Origin of the sequence: Eubacterium sp. 1001713B170207_170306_E7, from assembly GCF_015547515.1 — a bacterium.
Classification (GTDB): domain Bacteria; phylum Bacillota; class Clostridia; order Eubacteriales; family Eubacteriaceae; genus Eubacterium.
This window is the reverse complement of the sequence record NZ_JADMVE010000005.1, coordinates 200,971-218,304: the sequence shown is the minus strand read 5'-3', so window position 1 is coordinate 218,304 and position 17,334 is coordinate 200,971. Positions and strand designations below refer to the sequence as shown.

Sequence of the window (17,334 nt, the reverse complement as noted above, 5' to 3'; positions counted from 1 at the left end):
CTTTTCCAAAAAATTTCCCAGGAAATCGGCACGAATTTCCAAATTTATTTCGCAGCTTCGACCACCACTGTCAAATTGCCTTCGACGCCGGCATAGGTTTTAACCTTCACCTCAATGCGTCCAACATTTCTGACGGGTGCGTTTAAAGAGATCTTGCGTTTATCCACTTTAATTTCTTTCTGGCTTTCCAGTGCTTCGGCAATGTCCTTGCTGGTTACAGAACCGAACAGCTTGCCGTCTTCCCCTGCTTTTTCTGCAATGGTGACAGTCGTGCCGTCAATGACTTTTGCCAAAGCAACGGCCGCCTGGCGTTCTTCTTCCATCTGCTGTGCTTTGAGTGCCCGTGCTTCTTCTGCCTTGGCAATATTTTCCTTGGTACCCGGGAGCCCTTTGTTCGTCTTGATTAAAAAGTTGCGGCCATAGCCGTCCTTAACATTGACAATATCGCCGGCTTTACCGACATTTTGAACATCTTCTAATAATACTACTTTCATTTTTCTTCTCTCTCTTTCATATATTCTTCAATGGCGTCAAGTAACATCTGTTTTCCGGCATTCAGATCATTGATATCCGGAAGCTGGGCGCCCGCGATGGCCAGATGGCCGCCGCCGCCCATTTTTTCAAGGATCAACTGAACGTTGATCTCACCCATGGACCGGCCGCTGATCACCAGCCCGCTGCCGCTCTTTAAGAGGATGAAGGACGCGTTGATCCCCTTGATATTCAACAGCTCATCCGCCGCCTGTGCGGCGATGATCTTGGCATATTCTGATTCGTCTTCCAGCTGTGAGATGGCAATGCTGTCAAAATAGATTTTCGCGTTCCGCACCGCCTCCGAGCGGGTGGAATAGGTCACGAGATCATCCTGAAGCATGGTTTTGGCAATAATGGTATCCGCACCTTTACGGCGGAGATAAGAGGCTGCCTCAAAGGTGCGCACCCCGGTTTTAAAGGTGAACATCTTGGTATCCATACACATGCCGGCCATGAGGGCATTGGCTTCAGTTTCGTTCATACTTTCCTTCTCGTCGAGGTACTGGAGCAGCTCGGTAATCAATTCGCAGGTCGATGAGGCGTAGGCCTCCGTATAATTAAGAACCGTCTTTTCGATGAACTTGCCGGAACGCCGGTGGTGGTCAATGACCACAATTTTTTCAATCTCGTCGATCAGCTCCGGAACCTCCAGATAATTGGCGTTCTGGGTATCCACGATGATTAACAGGGTATTGGGTGTAATGTAGTCCTCTGCTTCCTTGGGCTTGATAAAGGATTCCCGGTACTCGTCGTTTTCCATGAGATACTGAAACAGCTCCTTGATGCTGTAGTTAATCTCTTTGATGACAATCTTGCCGGTTTTATTGAGGGCCTTGCAGGCGCCCAGCAGGCCAACCGCCGCGCCCAGACAGTCCATATCCGGCGTCTGATGCCCCATGATCAGGACATTGTCGGATTCGCGGATAAGCTCTCTGAGACCGTGGGCTTTAACCCTGGCCTTGACCTTGGTCCTTTTTTCCGTGGCTTCAGTGGTGCCGCCATAAAAGGCCATTTTTTCATCCTGTCTGACAACGGCCTGGTCGCCGCCGCGGGCCAGAGCAATATCCAGGGCCGCGTGCGAGAGCTCATCAGCCTCGCGGATGGCCAGCGGCTCGTCGGACACCCCGATGCCGATGCTCAGGGTTACCTGGGATTTTTCTTCGGTTTCCGTCTCGCGGATCTCGTCTAAAATATGGAACCGTTCTTCCTCCATGGCCCTGAGCTTTTCTTTTTCAAAGATCATCAGGTAATGGTCATTCTCGTATTGAATAATCACAGCGCCGACGGTCTTTGCCCATTCGTTGATCTTCAGGTCAATCTGGCTTAAAACCGCAGACCGCTCGTGGCTGGGAAGCTGTTCGATAATATCGTCATAATTGTCGATTAAAATATAACAGAAAACCGGTTCGTTTTCCTTATAGATTTCCTGCTGTTTTTTCTGGATGGTGACATCAAAAAAATGCAGCAGGATCAGGGTTTCATCCCCGTCGCTGAAGCTGTTCGACACAATGGTGTAGTCCACGTCTTTATGGATGAAGTCCTGTTCCTTTTCCTTGAGCAGCGCTTCCAGGTCGATGCCCAGCTCCTCCTGAATTTTTTTCCCGAAAAAATTGGTGGCTGTATCCTTTTTCTTGAAATTCCGGTCAAAATACTGGTTGTACCAGCAGATTTGCCCGCCTTCATTGACAATGACCAGGGCAATGGGCAGCTCGTACATCCGCTCCTGATTTAACCGGTCTATGTCGCCGTAAATGGTCTCAATGGCTTTTTGAAGGCGCAGATTGGACTGCTTTTCATCCTGGCTGTCACGCCAGTAGCAGATGCCGCAGAGCAAAACGCCCAGGCACCCCAGCGGGATATTGTAGAACAGGAGAATCAGCGACAGCAGAAAAATCACCAGGTAAAGCTTCGACGCGGTTGATTGCTTCTCTTTCATATGTTTGTACCATCTCGATTTTCTATAAATTTTCGTACATCAATGTAAATATCCGCGACGCCTATAAAAGAAATAATATAGGAGACATACGGTATAAACAAGCACAGTACGACGATCAGAATCTTCAGGCCCATGGATTCCTTTGCCCGTTTGCGGCCCAGGAGCCAGTAAACAAAGGATATCCCCATCAAAAAATACAGAAGATAGATCATCATCATCAGCGTATAGGTGTAAACGGCCGGAATCGCATCAATAGACGCCAGGTCAATGACCAAAAGGACAATGACCACCATAATCAGGAAATTCTTAAAAGATCTCGGCAGACGCCATTTGCTGAGCTTGGGCAGTGGTCTTACCGGCAGACGCATCCGCTTCAGGATCGCGTCTGAGATCAACACGTTGGCCCAGCCGATAAAAAAAGGCACGACCAGAAACGTCAGTGGAATGACCATTTTCATGGTTTCCTTCATCTGGTCAACAGCGGTTTGCAGCAGGCTCAGCTGATCCTCCGGAAAAGCGCCCAGAGAGCGGTAAACATCCATTACCTGTGCCGACGAGGTGTCGATGGTTTCGGTGAGCATTGCGACAAAATTCTGTCCTGTGAGGACCTGCAGCAGGATAATGATCAGAATGATCGCTGCGAAAATGCCCGCATAAGCTACCGCCAGTTTAAGAAAACCATCCTTACGCTTGTAATACATATACCCAAGACTGCAGCCTACAAAAATCATATAGATACCATAGCTCCCAGCCGTAATCGGGTCCATAAACATAAATAAAATCAGTGTTGCTGCCAGGCCCGCGATAAGCGTTACCTTAAAGCCCTGTTTTTCCGCCAGTATCACCATCGGCACTGGAATCAGGAAAAAAAGCAGCAGCAAAAAGGGAACATAAGAAGAAAACAGAGCGATGACTACCGCCAATGCGCACAGCATTGCACCCTCTGTTATGGCCTTAGTTTTCATTTTTTCATACCTTCCTTTTCAAGGCGCACATATCCGATTCTATTATACACGATACACCTTGAATTAGTTTTAAAATAACTGCCGTCCTAAAAAAGACTAAAATGAACCTAGATATTATACCACATTCCCGGCTTAATGAACACATTTCTGTAAATTTTACAACATTTTTGCAACCTTCTTTTTATCTTTGTGATTTTGTGGTATAAATAATAACAGCATTTAATTGAAGATTCTTTTGCGAAATGTTAAACTATTTTTAAGTGGATAACTGAAAGGAGAAACAATGTCTGATTATATTGTAAGAGCCACAGCTGCCGACGGCCAGATCCGCGCATATGCCGCGACGACCCGGGAGCTTTGTGCCCATGCGCATAAAATACACAACACCTCCCCGGCCGCTACTGTGGCCCTTGGCCGCCTGCTGACAGCCGGCAGCCTGATGGGGAGCATGATGAAAAACGATGATGAGGTGCTGACCCTGCAGATCAAGAGTGACGGTCCCATCGGCGGCATCACCGTCACCGCCAACAGCAAGGCTGACGTCAAGGGCTTTGTATTTGAGCCTCAGGTGAAAAGTGAAAACCCCCTGGAAACGGAAAGGGTCATCGGCAACGGAAATTTAAGTATTATTAAGGATATCGGATTAAAGGAACCCTATGTCGGTACCTCACCGCTGGTAACCGGTGAAATCGCTGAGGATTTAACCTACTATTATGCCTTTTCTGAGCAGATTCCAACCTCTGTAGCCCTTGGCCTTACCTTAAGGGAGGAGACAGAGGTCAACCAGGCCGGTGGTTTTATCATCCAGCTGATGCCTTACACCTCCGAGGAAATCATCGACCGGCTTGAAAAAAAATTAAGCCAGGCTGAATCGGTGACCACACTTTTGGAAAAGGGGCAAAGCCCTGAAGAAATCCTGGAAATTTTGCTGGGCGACTTTGGCGTCAACATCATCGACCGCCTGCCTGCCCAGTTTAAGTGCGACTGCTCCAGAGAACGTGTCACCAAGGCCCTCATCAGCGTGGGCGAAAAGGATTTGCAGGAAATGATCGATGACGGCAAGACCATCGAGGTCAACTGTGATTTCTGCAACAAGCACTACTACTTTACCCCAGAGGATCTCCAGATCCTGCTTCAGAAAGTGACAAAGAAAAAAATGCAGAAATTTAAACTCATGGACGCAGAACAATAAAAACAATCAAAAAACGAACTGAAAAATCAGTTCGTTTTTTATTTGCGTTTCAGGCACCTGCCTGCTCAACCATACGCAGAAAATAGCGGTACACGCTTACATCCCCGGTCAACTCCGGGTGAAAGGCGGTGGCCAGCATATTTTTCTGCCGGGCGGCCACAATATGACCGTCCAGCTCACACAAAACTTCAGCGTCTTCACTCACCGCTTCTATGTAGGGTGCGCGGATAAAAACCAGAGAAACCGGGGTCTTGCCAAAGGCCGGGATGACCTTTGTGGTTTTAAAGCTGTCAAGCTGGCGCCCATAGGCGTTTCGCCTGACCGCAATGTCCATAACTTCCAGGTATGGCACTTCCCCCGGCAGATGCTTTGCCAGCAGGATAAGCCCTGCGCAGGTGCCCCAGACCGGCATCCCTTTCAAAATACGTTTTTTCAGCGGTGCCATCAGGTCAAAATCCCGCAGCAGCTTACCGATGGTTGTGCTCTCGCCGCCAGGCAGGATCATTGCGTCCACTGTCTCGATGGTCTCTTTTCGCTTGACGGGAACGCCCTGCACCGGCAGGCGGCCCAGGCACTCCAAATGCTCCTCCACAGAGCCCTGAAGCGCCAAAACCCCAACGCGCGGTTTATTACCAGCCCCGTTCCGCATAGCGCGCTTCCTCGTTCAAGTCCTTCAGATCAATACCAGACATGGCTTTTCCAAGGCCCTCGCTGACCTCTGCCAGAACCTGGGGATCGTTGTAATAAGCCGTTGCCCTGACAATGGCTTTTCCTACCTTTTCGGGATTCTCCGATTTAAAAATACCCGATCCTACAAAAACGCCCTCACTGCCAAGCTGCATCATAAGCGCCGCGTCGGCCGGCGTGGCAATGCCGCCGGCCGAAAAATTGACCACGGGCAGCCTGCCGGTTTCGTGGACCACACACACCAGATCGTACGGCGCGCCGATCTCCCTGGCACAGGCCATGAGCTCCTCTCTGCGCATTCCAGCCACCTTACGCATGTCGGCCTGGATCGTCCGCATATGGCGCACTGCCTCGACGACATTGCCGGTGCCGGCCTCACCCTTTGTACGGATCATGGAAGCCCCCTCCCCGATACGGCGCAGCGCCTCCCCAAGGTTTCTCGCGCCACAGACAAAGGGAACCTTAAAGGCGGTTTTGTCAATGTGAAAGCTTTCATCCGCCGGCGTCAGGACTTCGCTTTCATCGATATAGTCTATTTTAAGCGATTCAAGTATCTGTGCTTCAGCGATATGGCCGATCCGCACCTTCGCCATCACTGGGATGGTCACCGCCTCCTGGATCTCCTTAATCATCTTCGGATCGCTCATTCTCGCGACACCGCCCTCCTTTCGGATATCCGAAGGAACCCGCTCCAGGGCCATAACGGCCACCGCGCCGCATTCCTGGGCGATTCTCGCTTCCTCCGGCGTGGTGACATCCATGATCACTCCGCCTTTAAACATCTGGGCCAGGTTTTTATTTAATTCATTTGACATAATTTTTCTCCAATTAATCTTTTTTATTGACAGATATCTGTAAGCTTGGGTATTATTATAGTTAAGAACTGACTCCTGCACAATAACCAGATTTAAAATAATTAACAGTATCAGATTGGAGCATTATGCTGACCTTTATTCTAAACCCCGATCACGAAATTCCACTCTACCAGCAGCTGTACAGCTTTATCCGGAAAGAAATCGAGACTGGCAGGCTGCATCCCGGCGAAAAGCTGACCTCAAAAAGAAAACTGGCGGCCCACCTGAAAATCAGTCAGAATACGGTGGCCACAGCCTACGAACAGCTGGCAGCTGAGGGCTATATTGTCTCAAAGCCTAAAAGCGGCTATTACGTGGCCGTTCTGGAGGACATGCTGCCCGGTCTGCCGGAGGCCTCTCCCGGGGAAACCGTCCGCACAGACGAAAAGCCGGCCCGTGAGCAATGGCTTTACGACTTTAAAACCAACACTGTCGACGCCAACTTTTTCCCCTTTCCCACCTGGGCCAAAATTTCACGGGAAATTCTCCACAACCGCAGCCGCAATCTGCTGAGGGCCGTGGATCCCCGGGGCTATTACCCTCTGAGAAAGGCCATCGCGGACTACGTGCACCAATACCGCGGGGTCAACTGCAGACCGGAGCAGATCATCATAGGCGCCGGGTCGGAATATCTGCTGGGCCTTGCGGTGCAGCTCCTTGGCCGGAAAAGCCGATATGCGGTGGAAAATCCCAACTACAACAAAGTCTATAAGGTCATCAAAAGCAATGGCGCAGACGTGAGCCTGATGTCTCTGGATAGCGATGGGGTATCGGTGGAAAGCCTGAAGCATTCCGGCGCGGATATTCTGCACCTCACGCCCTCACACCAGTTTCCCCTGGGCATCGTTATGCCTGTGGGCCGGCGCATGGCGCTGCTGAAGTGGGCGCTGGAATCCCCGGAGCGCTATATTCTGGAGGATGACTACGACAGCGAATTCCGTTTCAGCGGCCGCCCCATTCCTGCCCTCCAGGGGCTGGACACAGCGGATAAGGTGATTTATTTCAACACCTTTACCCGGAGCCTGGCCCCATCCATGCGTATTTCTTACATGATTCTGCCCGAGCGCCTGCTGCATTGCTACTGTAAGGATTTCTCCTTTTATTCCTCCACGGTCCCGCGCTTCGAGCAGCATACCCTGCACCAGTTCATGGAGGGCGGACATTTTGAACGGCATTTAAGCCGGATGCGCAAAATCTATAAGGTGCGGCGGAACAAAATGCTGGAATGTATCGGCCGTCTGCCCATGGCGGATAAAATCAAAATCTCCGGTGAAAACGCCGGGCTTCATCTTCTTTTGAAATTTGAACCGCCCTATACCGAAAAAGCGCTCATTGAGCAGGCAAAGGCAGCCGGTATCCGGGTCTACGGCCTGTCGGAATACTATATTGAACCGGATGCCAAAATGCCGCAAAACGTCATTGTCATGGGCTATGCCAGCTTTACAGAAGAAGAAATTGAAGCCGCTGTGGCGCTCTTAGGCCGCGCCTGGCGTGTGATTGGCTGAGGAGGTTATCATGAAACGCTATTATATCATCGTCGAGGGCCGCGTTCAGGGCGTCGGCTTCCGGTATTTTGTCCAGTCCATTGCCGCGGCCTATGGCCTGACAGGCTGGGTCCGCAATCTGGACAACGGGTTTGTGGATATGGAGGTACAGGGCAGTGAAGCTCTCATCGACAAGTTTATGACCGCTGTCCGCAAGGGGAATCATTTTATCCGGGTGGACGATTACTCTATGAAGCCCATTGCCCTTGGGGTCGATACCAAATTTAAAATCAGGTATTAAAAAAGCACCGGAATCTGTTGATTCCGGTGCTTTGCGTTTTTTAGTTGTTAGATGTGTAAGGTAATAATGCGATATTACGTGCACGTTTAACAGCTTCGGTTACCTTACGCTGATGTTTTGCGCAGGTTCCGGTAGCTCTTCTCGGTAAGATTTTACCACGTTCAGAAATGTATTTCTTTAACGTAGCCACATCTTTATAATCGACTTCTGTTTCATGTCTTTCACAGAATTCGCATACTTTTCTTCTTCTTTTAAACGGTTTTGGCATTGTTTTATCCTCCTATCTTAAAAAGGTACTTCGTCATCGTCTGCCATCAAATGGAAATCGTCGTCGAAATCTAAAGGCATATTATTGGCTGGCTGCGGTGCCGCTTTTGCCGGAGCCTGGTTATAGCCGCCGCCAAAATTATCATTGTAGCCGCTTCCGCCGCCGTCGTTTTTACTCCCGATGAAATCAAATTCTTCCAGAACAACCTCTGTCACATAACGTTTAGAGCCATCCTGAGCGTCGTAGGAACGGGACTGTAATCTTCCGGTCAGAGCCATTTGTCTGCCCTTGCCAAGATACTGGCAGATGACTTCAGCCTGTCTTCCCCATGCAACAATATTGAAAAAGTCGGCGGTTGGCTGACCTTCCTGTTTAAACCGTCTGTCAACAGCTAAAGAAAATGTCGCTACTGATTTTCCGGTGTTGGTTGTGCGCAGTTCAGGGTCTCTTGCTAATCTTCCTACTAAAATTACTTTATTCACGGTTTAACCTCTATTTTTCTTTTTTAACGATGATGCTTCTGATGAACTCTTCATTCATCTTGAATAAGTAGTCAAGGCTGTCTAATACAGACTGTTCAGCTTTGAATTCAATCACAACATAGTAACCTTCGGTATACTTTTTGTCGATTTCGTAAGCTAACTTTCTTTTACCCCATTCATCAACAGTTCCAACTTCACCTGCTGCTGCAATGGCGCCTTTAACCTTCTCAATCCAGGAATCTGTAACTTCCTTTTCTAATTCAGGTTGTAAAACAAATACTGTTTCGTAAGCTCTCATTTCAATTCACCTCCTTGTGGACTATGGCGCACCGCTTCTGCAATGCGCAAGGGTACAGTTCAATAGTATATCATAAAAACAAAAAAAAGCAAACTCTTTTTTAAAAAAGAATTTGCTGATATTTAATTATCCTCTATTTATCTTCCCCGTGGTGTTCAACAACTTTTTTAATCATCTTGTTAAACTTGGACCGGGGCACAATGACCATATGCTCACAGCCGGTACATTTTAATTTGATTTCTCCGCCCATGCGGATGATCTTCCAGTTGTAGCTGCCGCAGGGATGCTTTTTTTTCAGCTCCACAATATCCCCGAGGCCGTATTCCTTGTTTTCCATGCGGGCTCCTTTCTATTTTTCCATAATCTGCGGCTTGGACTGTCCATTGGAATAGACAACGTACTTGCCGTAAGGGATTTCGATTCCCTTTTCATCAAAAACTTCCTTGATGCGTTTTCTGAGCGCAGTTTCTGCCTTGACTTTTCTGGCGGCGTCCTCATCGGCAATGATGCGGATGTTCATGGAAGACGGATCCATCCGGGTTACCCCCAGCACCTCCGGCTTCCCGACAAACAGGGTTTCGTTGGCGTTGTAGACTTCCTCACAGATTTCACGCAGAACGGAAAGCACATAATCAATATTTTCCTCGTAGGCGACACCAACGTCTACTACCGCTTTGATGGTTCCCTTGGAGTGGTTGATGAGCCGGTCAATCTTTCCGTTATGGATAATGAACAGGCCCCCGTCCATTTCCCGGACCGCTGTTGTGCGGACACCGATGGTCTCCACCACTCCGTAGTGGTCATTGTCAATGGTGACATAATCGCCCACAGAAAACTGATTCTCAAAAATAATGACAAAGCCACTCATGACATCCTCCACCAGGCCCTGCGCGCCAAAACCAATGGCAAGAGTTCCAACTCCGGCAACTGCGAGAAGGGCCCCTACGTCGGTGAAAAAGGATAAAATGGTCAATAGTTCCGTGATAAGCAGAGCTGTCCTTAAAAAGGTCTTTAAAGCCTTTTTAAGGGTAAGTATTCTTTTTCGCTCCTGTAAGGTGATGTTTTTTTTGTTTTCATTAAAAAACTTATTGACAAGTCCATTGCACACCTTTATGAGAATAAAAAACGCAATGATGGTGATGACCACCGAAAACATTTTTTCCGTCAGTTCGCTCAGATCAATACCGCTCAGCAAATGCTGCCAGAGATCTCCGACATTTTCGTATACCATAAATCCTCCCTTCTAATGCAGATACAAGGCTACCGGTCCGGTGAGTGCGCCGTCCTTTACCATCTGCACAATGGTGACGTCTCCCGAAAAAATACCATAGTACAGAACCACTGCGACAACGATCACGGCGACCACCAGTCCAATAATCAACCCGATGGCCAGACCGGCCACACGGTTGGCGGTACCGATCACCGGCACACAGTTCATTCCTTTTCCAATATGTCTTATAATTCCAAAGGCAGCGCTGCACAGCAGCAGCAGGATCAAAAAAACAAAGCCATTAGCGATCTGGTAAATGACCGGCTGCAGCGCCTGGTTGACCGCGTCGGCGGCCGCTGTGCCGCCGGACAGCAGCGATGATCCGCTGATGCCGGACAGAAAATCCAACCCGCCAATTCCCTGAAGATTTGAAAGGGCGTCACTTCCATACTGCCCCACTGCATTCATCACATTCTGGGTAATCGTGTCGTTGATAAAATTTTTAACAGGTTCTACATTGAGTAACCAGTTTGTCACCGGTGCTGAAAAAATCCTTGCTATGACAAAAGATGCAATAAATCCCGCCAGACCTATGAGCGTATTTATTGCACCTTTTATATAACCGATCATTCCAACTCCGATCACCAGCACAATGCAGATGATATCAAGAGTTGTCATATTCATATTTATTTCCTTTTGTTTTTGTCATTCTGGGACATCAGCTTACGGATATGCTCCAGCTCAGCGGTAATGTCCTGTGTTTCTGATTTTTCCTTGTCAAGCACTTTGGCTTTTTCACGTGGCGCTTTTTGCGGCTGCTTCGCTGCCTTTAAGCCTTTTTGGGTTTCGGCTATGGCACGGTTCACCGCTTCGGTGTCAATTTCGTCGATGAGCCCCTTTTCCACATGATCCAGAATTTCTTCTGCTTCTCCGGATGGGCCGGCCGCGTCCGCCATCTTATTTTCAAGGTTTTCCCGTTTGCGCCGTTCTGCTTCTTCAAGCATTTCATCGGTTATCACAGAGAAGGCCTCGGTATAAATAATCTGTGGCTGATCATCGTCATCGGCAAAGGGGTCCTTGGGATCGGCCCTTTTGGGCTGTGGCTTTGGTGGTGCTTTTTTCTTTGGTTTTTGAGGTACCGACTGCGGACGGGCAGCTGGCCTCTGTTTTTTGTTGTAGGGCTCAATGGCCTTTTCAACACTGATCTGTTCTTTTTCTCTTTCCCGTTTTTCCGCGCGCTCACGCAGCTTCTTACGTCTGCCGGAGCCCATGGCGATCCCGATACTCTGAAAAACAATGACAAGTACCAGACAGATCAAAAAGTACACGGCGATGGGAATGGCAGCGCCGACAAAATGATAGATCAAGCCATAGGGCAAGAACCAGAAAATTGTCGGTGCGACCAGGAAAGTAAACTCATTCCAGGCGCTGGTAAAGCTTGTCCCCGGCGCTGTATAGATCACGACTGTGGATACGATGCTGAACACCAGTATGGGCAGCAGACTGAAAAATATGTATTTCGCATAGCTGCCGTCCTGATGGCTTGCCGGATTTCTGAACAAAAACCAGTTCAGGAATATCCAGTAAACGGCTGTGACCACTAACTCGATGGCGCCAAACCAGAGCTTATAGTTGCCATCATTTCCTATAAGGTCTAAAATATTTTTCAAAACCAGAACAAGCACGATATAAATCAGGTTGCCGAGCAGCGCTGTCTCTATCGGGCTCATCCTTTTTTTAATGTGATAATTATTCTGATTCATCATTACTCCCGTCATTTTCATATCCCAAAAGGTCCAGAATACGGTTCAGGTCTTCTGTGGAATAATATTCCAGCTCGATCTTTCCCTTATTCTTTTTCCCGGAGATTTTTACTTGAGTGGCAAATTTCTGTTTTAATCCGTCCTCCACCGCGGTAATATAAGGATTTTTTTCAGGCTTTGCCTTTTCCTCCTTCGGAGGATTTTTCAGCAGCTTCACCTTTCTCTCGGTTTCACGTACACTGAGCTTTCGTTCAATAATCTCTTCACACAGGTTCTCCATCTGTTTCTGGTCTTCCAGCGACAAAAGGGCCCTCGCATGGCCTGAGCTGATATGGTCGTCCAGAACCTCCTGACGTACCTTGTCCGGAAGATTTAAGAGCCGCATGGTATTGGTAATGGCCGCCCGGCTTTTACCAATGCGGATACCAATCTCTCCCTGTGTCAGATTAAAATGCTCCATCAGCGCGCCATAGGCTTCGGCCTCCTCGATGGCGTTCAGGTCCTCTCTTTGAACATTTTCGATGAGTGCCAGCTCCATGACATCCTTGGCCGGCAGGTCTTTCACAATGACCGGCACCTCTTTCAGCCCAGCCATGGTGGCTGCCCGCCAGCGGCGTTCCCCGGCGATAATGGTATAGCCGTTGTTTTCCGGCCTTACCACCAGCGGCTGAAGGATACCGTGCTCTTTAATGGAGGCGGCCAGTTCCTCCAGTTTTTCCCGGTTGAATTTTTTACGGGGCTGGTCGGCATTTGGTCTTATCTTATTGATCTGGAGAAAAAAGACCAGCTTTTCGGCATTATCCGCATCGCTATTGTCAATGCTCATAAAGTTCTCATCGGGAATTAATGCCTTCAGACCCTTTCCTAATCCTCTGCTTTTCGCCATGATCTACTCCTGCCTTTTTATAAACTCTTGTGAAAATTCTGAATAGGCCAGCGAGCCTTTTGAGTTGATCGCATATTCAAAAATCGTCTGACCATAGCTCGGCGCTTCCGCCAGCCGGACATTTCTGGGAATATAGGTATTATACACTTTATCCTTGAAATATTCCTTTACTTCATCCACTACCTGGAGTGAAAGATTGGTGCGGCCATCGTACATGGTCATCAGAACACCCTCAATTTCGAGTTTGGGGTTCAAGCCTTTTTTCACGAGCCCTACCGTGCTCATGAGCTGCCCAACACCCTCCAGGGCGTAAAACTCACACTGGATTGGTATCAAAACCGAATCCGAGGCCGCCAGCGCATTGATGGTTAAAAGTCCAAGCGACGGCGGACAGTCGATAAAGATAAAGTCATAAAAATCCTGAACGCTTTCCAGGCTGTGTTTTAACCGCAGCTCCCGCTGGCTCATATTAGTCAGCTCAATTTCGCTTCCGGCCAGTTCCAGATTCGATGGAAGGATATGGAGATTTTTGTACGAGGTTGTCAGGATAATCTCTTTGGGATCATCCCCGACAATGAGCGCGTCATAAATGCTTTTTTCCAGCTCATTTTTATTGATGCCGAAGCCACTGCTTGTGTTCCCCTGGGGATCGGTATCAACGGTCAGTACTTTGTAATTCATCATGCTTAACGCAGTGGTGAGATTCATGGTTGTCGTTGTCTTTCCGACACCACCCTTTTGATTAAAAATCGCAATAGTTTTTGCCATATCAGGGTCCTTTCCAGCATGTTTCACGTGAAACATACATAATCTCGGCACAGTTTGTACTCTAATATTATAATAAAGAACGGACTGGTTTGTCCATTTTTAATTGGTATCTTAAATATTTTTTTGCATAAAAATGCTTCTTCAAAAGAAGAAGCAAGATCGTTTCTCTGATGTTATGTGTTAAACCTTTGTTTGGAATAAAACAGCCGGTCTTTTCCATCACGCCTTATTTGGGAATAATGATTTTAATCTCGACATAGTCGTCCCGCTCAATCTCCTTATACTCTGCTGTGTTTCTGCTTTCCTTCACAGCCTTAAATGCCGTTTTTATGGTGTTGATGTAGATCTGCGCATTGATAAAGGATTTGACACGGGCTTTTTTTTCAGGCGTCAGCTTTTCTTCATAATTATTAGTCAGCACATCCTTACGGATTTTCTCGACCAGCTCTTCGGTCTTTTTGACCGTCATATCTTTTTTGACCACCTGCTTCAAAACCTCTTCCTGCAGCTCTGTATCTGGAATGCGCAGAAGCGCCCGCGCGTGGCGTTCTGTCAGATTGTTTTCAGTCAGGGTTTCGATGATGGACGGGTCCAGCTTTAATAACCGGATTTTGTTCGCCACAAAGGACTGGGATTTCCCGAGAAGCTCTGCGATGCGGTCCTGGGTCAGGTTATAGTATTCCATGAGCTGCCGGTAGCTTTCGGCTTCCTCAAAATAGGTCAGGTCTTCACGCTGAACATTTTCCATGATGGCGATCAAAGCGGAATCCTGGTCGGACATTTCCACGATGATTGCCGGGATGGTTTCCTCCCCTGCTACCTTACTGGCTCTCAGCCGCCGTTCTCCAGAAACCAGTTCATAAAACGCGTCACTGATCTTCCGCACCTGGATGGGCTGTATAACACCAAAGGATTTTATGGACTCCGCCAATTCTGAAATGGCTGAATCCTCAAAATGTTTTCTTGGTTGATTAGGATTAGGAAGGATTTTATCAACTGGTATCTGTTCAACATTTGATTCAATAATACTCTTCATTTGATTATCTCCTGCATGTGTTTCATATGATATGTTTCACGTGAAACATCTTAACCCGGGAAAGGTTCCTTCTTAATTTTTCCAAAGGATCTCGGAAACTTCACCGGTGTGTTTTTTACTTTGTCAACTAATATTATAACATGAACCAAGTCGCTTTGCAGTAATAAACAGGATTCTATTCCGGTTATTTTTCCTCCAAGAACTTTGATGGCTCTTTCTCCCTCATCCATTTCATCGAGATAATTTTTTCCCTTAAGGGCGATAAACTGTCCGCCCTTCCTTGCAAGGGGCAGACAAAGCTCCGAAAGTAAACATAAGTTCGCTACCGCGCGGGAGACAATACAGTCATAACCTTCCCGGTAGGCAGGATCTTTTCCAAACTCTTCTGCCCTTCCATGAAGAAACGCCACATTACTGATCCCAATCTCACGACAGATATCCTCAATCACCCTCAGTTTCTTTCCGGTGGCGTCCATCATGGTGATCTCTGCGTCCGGCAGCATAACAGCCAGCGGCACGCCCGGGAAGCCTCCTCCGGTGCCCACGTCTAAAATTGATTGAGCCCTTTTATAGATATGAGGCAGGCAGGTCAGAGAATCAATCAGATGCTTTTCGATGAACTCATCCACATCTGTAATCCGGGTGACATTGATTTTCTCATTCATAACGAGCAGCTTTTCCATATAAAGAATCATCTGGCGGCTCTGTGCTTCGTCAATGGGAATACCGCATTTTTCACCGGCTGCCATCAGCTTTTCAATATTATTCATTTTTGTTTTCCTCCACTGGCGCCTGCCTGCGGTTTTGTTCCAGATAGATGAGCAGAACAGACAAATCTGCCGGAGAGACGCCTGAAATACGTGAAGCCTGTCCCATGGATTTTGGCTGAATCTCTGTCAGTTTTTCCACGGCCTCAAGACGAAGGCCGCCAATGGCGCTGTAATCAATGCTTTCCGGAATCAGCTTCTTTTCCATTTTTTTAAACTGTTCCACCTGAGCGATCTGCTTTTTGATATAACCGTCATATTTAATCTGAACCTCCACCTGCTCGCACACAGCGTCGGAGAGTGCCGGGCGGTCCGGGTCAAGCGCCGCGGTATTGGCGTAGCCCACCTCTGGGCGACGGATAAGCTCAGCGAGGGTCACACCGCTTTTAATGGGTGAACTTCCAATTTCCTGGAGTGCTTTGTTCGTCTGTTCACCGGGTTTAATAATTAACTGGGTTAACCTTTTCTTTTCCTGCTCGACCGCGGCTTTTTTTTCTAAAAATGCCGCGTAACGCGCATCTGAGATCAGACCGATCTCATGGCCGATGGGCGTCAGGCGGAGATCGGCGTTATCCTGACGCAGAAGCAGGCGGTATTCGGACCGGGAGGTCATCATGCGGTAGGGCTCTTCTGTTCCCTTGGTGATAATATCATCAATTAAAACGCCGATATAGGCCTGGGAGCGATCCAGAACAACGGGTTCCTTCCCCTCTATGGCGCGCACCGCGTTGACACCCGCGATCAATCCCTGAGCAGCGGCTTCCTCGTAGCCCGAGGTTCCATTGATCTGCCCACCGAAAAAAAGCCCCTTAATGTCCTTGGATTCCAGACTGGCCTTCAGGCGCGTCGGGTAGATGCAGTCATACTCGATGGCGTAGGCCGAGCGCATAAATTCCACATTCTCCATGCCCGGAACAGTGCGGTAAAGAGCGATCTGCACATCCTCCGGAAGGCAGGAGGACATCCCCTGCACATAGACCTCGTTGGTGTGCAGGCCCTCTGGCTCCATGAAAATCTGGTGCTTTGGCTTGTCCGCAAAGCGCATGACCTTGGTCTCAATGGAAGGACAGTAACGCGGGCCGATCCCGACCACATCGCCGGTATACAGCGGCGACCGTTCCATATTTTCATTGATGATCCGGTGGGTCTCCTCGTTGGTGTAAGTCAGGTAGCAGGGGACCTGATCCATCTCAATCTTTTCGGTTTCAAAGGAAAAGGGAACGATTTTATCATCGCCGTACTGTATCTGCATTTTGGCGTAATCCACAGTTTTGGAATCCACCCGGGCAGGCGTGCCCGTCTTAAAGCGCTGAAGCTCGATGCCCTGCTCCAGAAGGCTGTCAGACAGCTGCATGGCGGGAAAAAGACCGTTTGGCCCGCCGTCATACTGAACCTCTCCAATAAAGATCTTCCCTTTAAGATACGTACCGGTGCAGATGACACAGGCCCTGCATTGGTAAACCGCGCCGGTCTGTACCTCAACCCCGGTAATCCGGCCGTCCTCCACAATAATACGGGTGGCCTCCTGCTGCTTTAGCAGCAGATGCTCCTGGTTCTCGATGACTTCCTTCATCCGGAACTGGTAGGCCTTTTTATCAGCCTGCGCCCGCAGGGAGTGGACCGCCGGCCCTTTACCGGTGTTCAGCATGCGGCACTGGATCATGGTGGCGTCGATATTTTTTCCCATCTCACCCCCCAGTGCATCAATTTCACGCACAAGGTGCCCCTTACCCGTTCCGCCGATGGACGGGTTGCAGGGCATCATGGCCACAGAATCGAGATTAATGGTTAATAATAAGGTTTCAAAACCCAGACGCGCAGCCGCCAAAGCCGCTTCCGCACCGGCGTGCCCGGCGCCGATGACCACCACGTCAAAGCTTCCTCCCTGATAATTCATAATACT

General features: G+C 48.6%; 20 protein-coding genes. 3 read left to right on the top strand and 17 right to left on the bottom strand.

The genetic code is table 11. The features are described 5' to 3' along the window. Positions 1–44 precede the first annotated feature (44 nt). The 3 genes from rplI to I2B62_RS13790 are packed head-to-tail and all read right to left on the bottom strand — an operon-like array spanning position 45 to position 3,435. Positions 45–494, bottom strand: coding sequence for a 50S ribosomal protein L9 (rplI, locus tag I2B62_RS13800; protein ID WP_195269654.1), 450 nt, complete (start codon positions 492–494; stop codon positions 45–47). After that, on the bottom strand, positions 491–2,470 hold the full coding sequence (locus I2B62_RS13795) for a DHH family phosphoesterase (protein ID WP_195269653.1): 1,980 nt from the start codon (positions 2,468–2,470) through the stop codon (positions 491–493). The genes rplI and I2B62_RS13795 overlap by 4 nt, the downstream gene beginning before the upstream one ends. Beyond that, positions 2,467–3,435, bottom strand: coding sequence for a DUF2232 domain-containing protein (locus I2B62_RS13790; RefSeq protein ID WP_195269652.1), 969 nt, complete (start codon positions 3,433–3,435; stop codon positions 2,467–2,469). Before I2B62_RS13790 ends, I2B62_RS13795 begins: the two co-directional genes overlap by 4 nt. Before the next feature lie 283 nt (positions 3,436–3,718). On the opposite strand from I2B62_RS13790, the gene hslO reads away from it, so the two are divergent. Then, a complete protein-coding gene (hslO, locus tag I2B62_RS13785) occupies positions 3,719–4,627 on the top strand; it encodes an Hsp33 family molecular chaperone HslO (protein ID WP_195269651.1) in 909 nt (302 codons plus the stop codon). 49 nt (positions 4,628–4,676) lie between these two features. On the opposite strand, the gene pdxT is transcribed toward hslO, so the two are convergent. Then, positions 4,677–5,276, bottom strand: coding sequence for a pyridoxal 5'-phosphate synthase glutaminase subunit PdxT (gene pdxT, locus I2B62_RS13780; protein WP_195269650.1), 600 nt, complete (start codon positions 5,274–5,276; stop codon positions 4,677–4,679). Beyond that, a complete protein-coding gene (pdxS, locus tag I2B62_RS13775) occupies positions 5,257–6,129 on the bottom strand; it encodes a pyridoxal 5'-phosphate synthase lyase subunit PdxS (protein ID WP_195269649.1) in 873 nt (290 codons plus the stop codon). The genes pdxT and pdxS overlap by 20 nt, the downstream gene beginning before the upstream one ends. Positions 6,130–6,254: 125 nt before the next feature. Between pdxS and I2B62_RS13770 the strand changes: the two genes are divergently transcribed. Both I2B62_RS13770 and I2B62_RS13765 read left to right on the top strand, forming a co-directional pair. Continuing rightward, positions 6,255–7,673 carry a PLP-dependent aminotransferase family protein gene (locus I2B62_RS13770; RefSeq protein WP_195269648.1) on the top strand — a complete coding sequence of 473 codons (1,419 nt, stop codon included), beginning with the start codon at positions 6,255–6,257 and terminating at the stop codon, positions 7,671–7,673. Between the two features lie 7 nt (positions 7,674–7,680). Beyond that, positions 7,681–7,953, top strand: coding sequence for an acylphosphatase (locus tag I2B62_RS13765; RefSeq protein ID WP_347707827.1), 273 nt, complete (start codon positions 7,681–7,683; stop codon positions 7,951–7,953). Between the two features lie 40 nt (positions 7,954–7,993). On the opposite strand, the gene rpsR is transcribed toward I2B62_RS13765, so the two are convergent. From rpsR to mnmG, 12 genes are all read right to left on the bottom strand, one after another. Then, complete coding sequence (gene rpsR / locus I2B62_RS13760; RefSeq protein ID WP_013382824.1) at positions 7,994–8,221, bottom strand: 30S ribosomal protein S18; 228 nt, start codon at positions 8,219–8,221, stop codon at positions 7,994–7,996. A 17-nt stretch (positions 8,222–8,238) separates the two neighbouring features. Next, positions 8,239–8,703 carry a single-stranded DNA-binding protein gene (gene ssb, locus I2B62_RS13755; RefSeq protein WP_195269646.1) on the bottom strand — a complete coding sequence of 155 codons (465 nt, stop codon included), beginning with the start codon at positions 8,701–8,703 and terminating at the stop codon, positions 8,239–8,241. A gap of 10 nt (positions 8,704–8,713) precedes the next feature. Further along, positions 8,714–9,001 (bottom strand): 30S ribosomal protein S6, encoded by a 288-nt coding sequence (rpsF, locus tag I2B62_RS13750; protein WP_013382826.1) that lies wholly within the window; start codon positions 8,999–9,001, stop codon positions 8,714–8,716. A gap of 133 nt (positions 9,002–9,134) precedes the next feature. Further along, a complete protein-coding gene (locus tag I2B62_RS13745; RefSeq protein ID WP_195269645.1) occupies positions 9,135–9,338 on the bottom strand; it encodes a DUF951 domain-containing protein in 204 nt (67 codons plus the stop codon). Between the two features lie 12 nt (positions 9,339–9,350). Beyond that, a complete protein-coding gene (locus tag I2B62_RS13740) occupies positions 9,351–10,232 on the bottom strand; it encodes a mechanosensitive ion channel family protein (RefSeq protein WP_195269644.1) in 882 nt (293 codons plus the stop codon). Positions 10,233–10,244: 12 nt separating this feature from the next. After that, the gene (locus I2B62_RS13735; protein ID WP_195269643.1) at positions 10,245–10,895 is read right to left on the bottom strand and encodes a CvpA family protein; all 651 of its coding nucleotides are present in this window, start codon (positions 10,893–10,895) and stop codon (positions 10,245–10,247) included. A 2-nt stretch (positions 10,896–10,897) separates the two neighbouring features. Then, a complete protein-coding gene (locus I2B62_RS13730; RefSeq protein ID WP_207736014.1) occupies positions 10,898–11,989 on the bottom strand; it encodes a hypothetical protein in 1,092 nt (363 codons plus the stop codon). Next, positions 11,961–12,860, bottom strand: a complete 900-nt coding sequence (locus I2B62_RS13725; protein WP_195269641.1) for a ParB/RepB/Spo0J family partition protein — start codon at positions 12,858–12,860, stop codon at positions 11,961–11,963. Before I2B62_RS13725 ends, I2B62_RS13730 begins: the two co-directional genes overlap by 29 nt. A gap of 3 nt (positions 12,861–12,863) precedes the next feature. Beyond that, positions 12,864–13,628, bottom strand: coding sequence for an AAA family ATPase (locus I2B62_RS13720; RefSeq protein ID WP_195269640.1), 765 nt, complete (start codon positions 13,626–13,628; stop codon positions 12,864–12,866). Between the two features lie 226 nt (positions 13,629–13,854). Beyond that, positions 13,855–14,664, bottom strand: coding sequence for a ParB/RepB/Spo0J family partition protein (locus I2B62_RS13715; RefSeq protein WP_195269639.1), 810 nt, complete (start codon positions 14,662–14,664; stop codon positions 13,855–13,857). A gap of 50 nt (positions 14,665–14,714) precedes the next feature. Then, on the bottom strand, positions 14,715–15,434 hold the full coding sequence (gene rsmG / locus I2B62_RS13710) for a 16S rRNA (guanine(527)-N(7))-methyltransferase RsmG (protein ID WP_195269638.1): 720 nt from the start codon (positions 15,432–15,434) through the stop codon (positions 14,715–14,717). Then, on the bottom strand, positions 15,427–17,328 hold the full coding sequence (gene mnmG, locus I2B62_RS13705) for a tRNA uridine-5-carboxymethylaminomethyl(34) synthesis enzyme MnmG (RefSeq protein ID WP_195269637.1): 1,902 nt from the start codon (positions 17,326–17,328) through the stop codon (positions 15,427–15,429). Before mnmG ends, rsmG begins: the two co-directional genes overlap by 8 nt. Between the last annotated feature and the right edge of the window lie 6 nt (positions 17,329–17,334).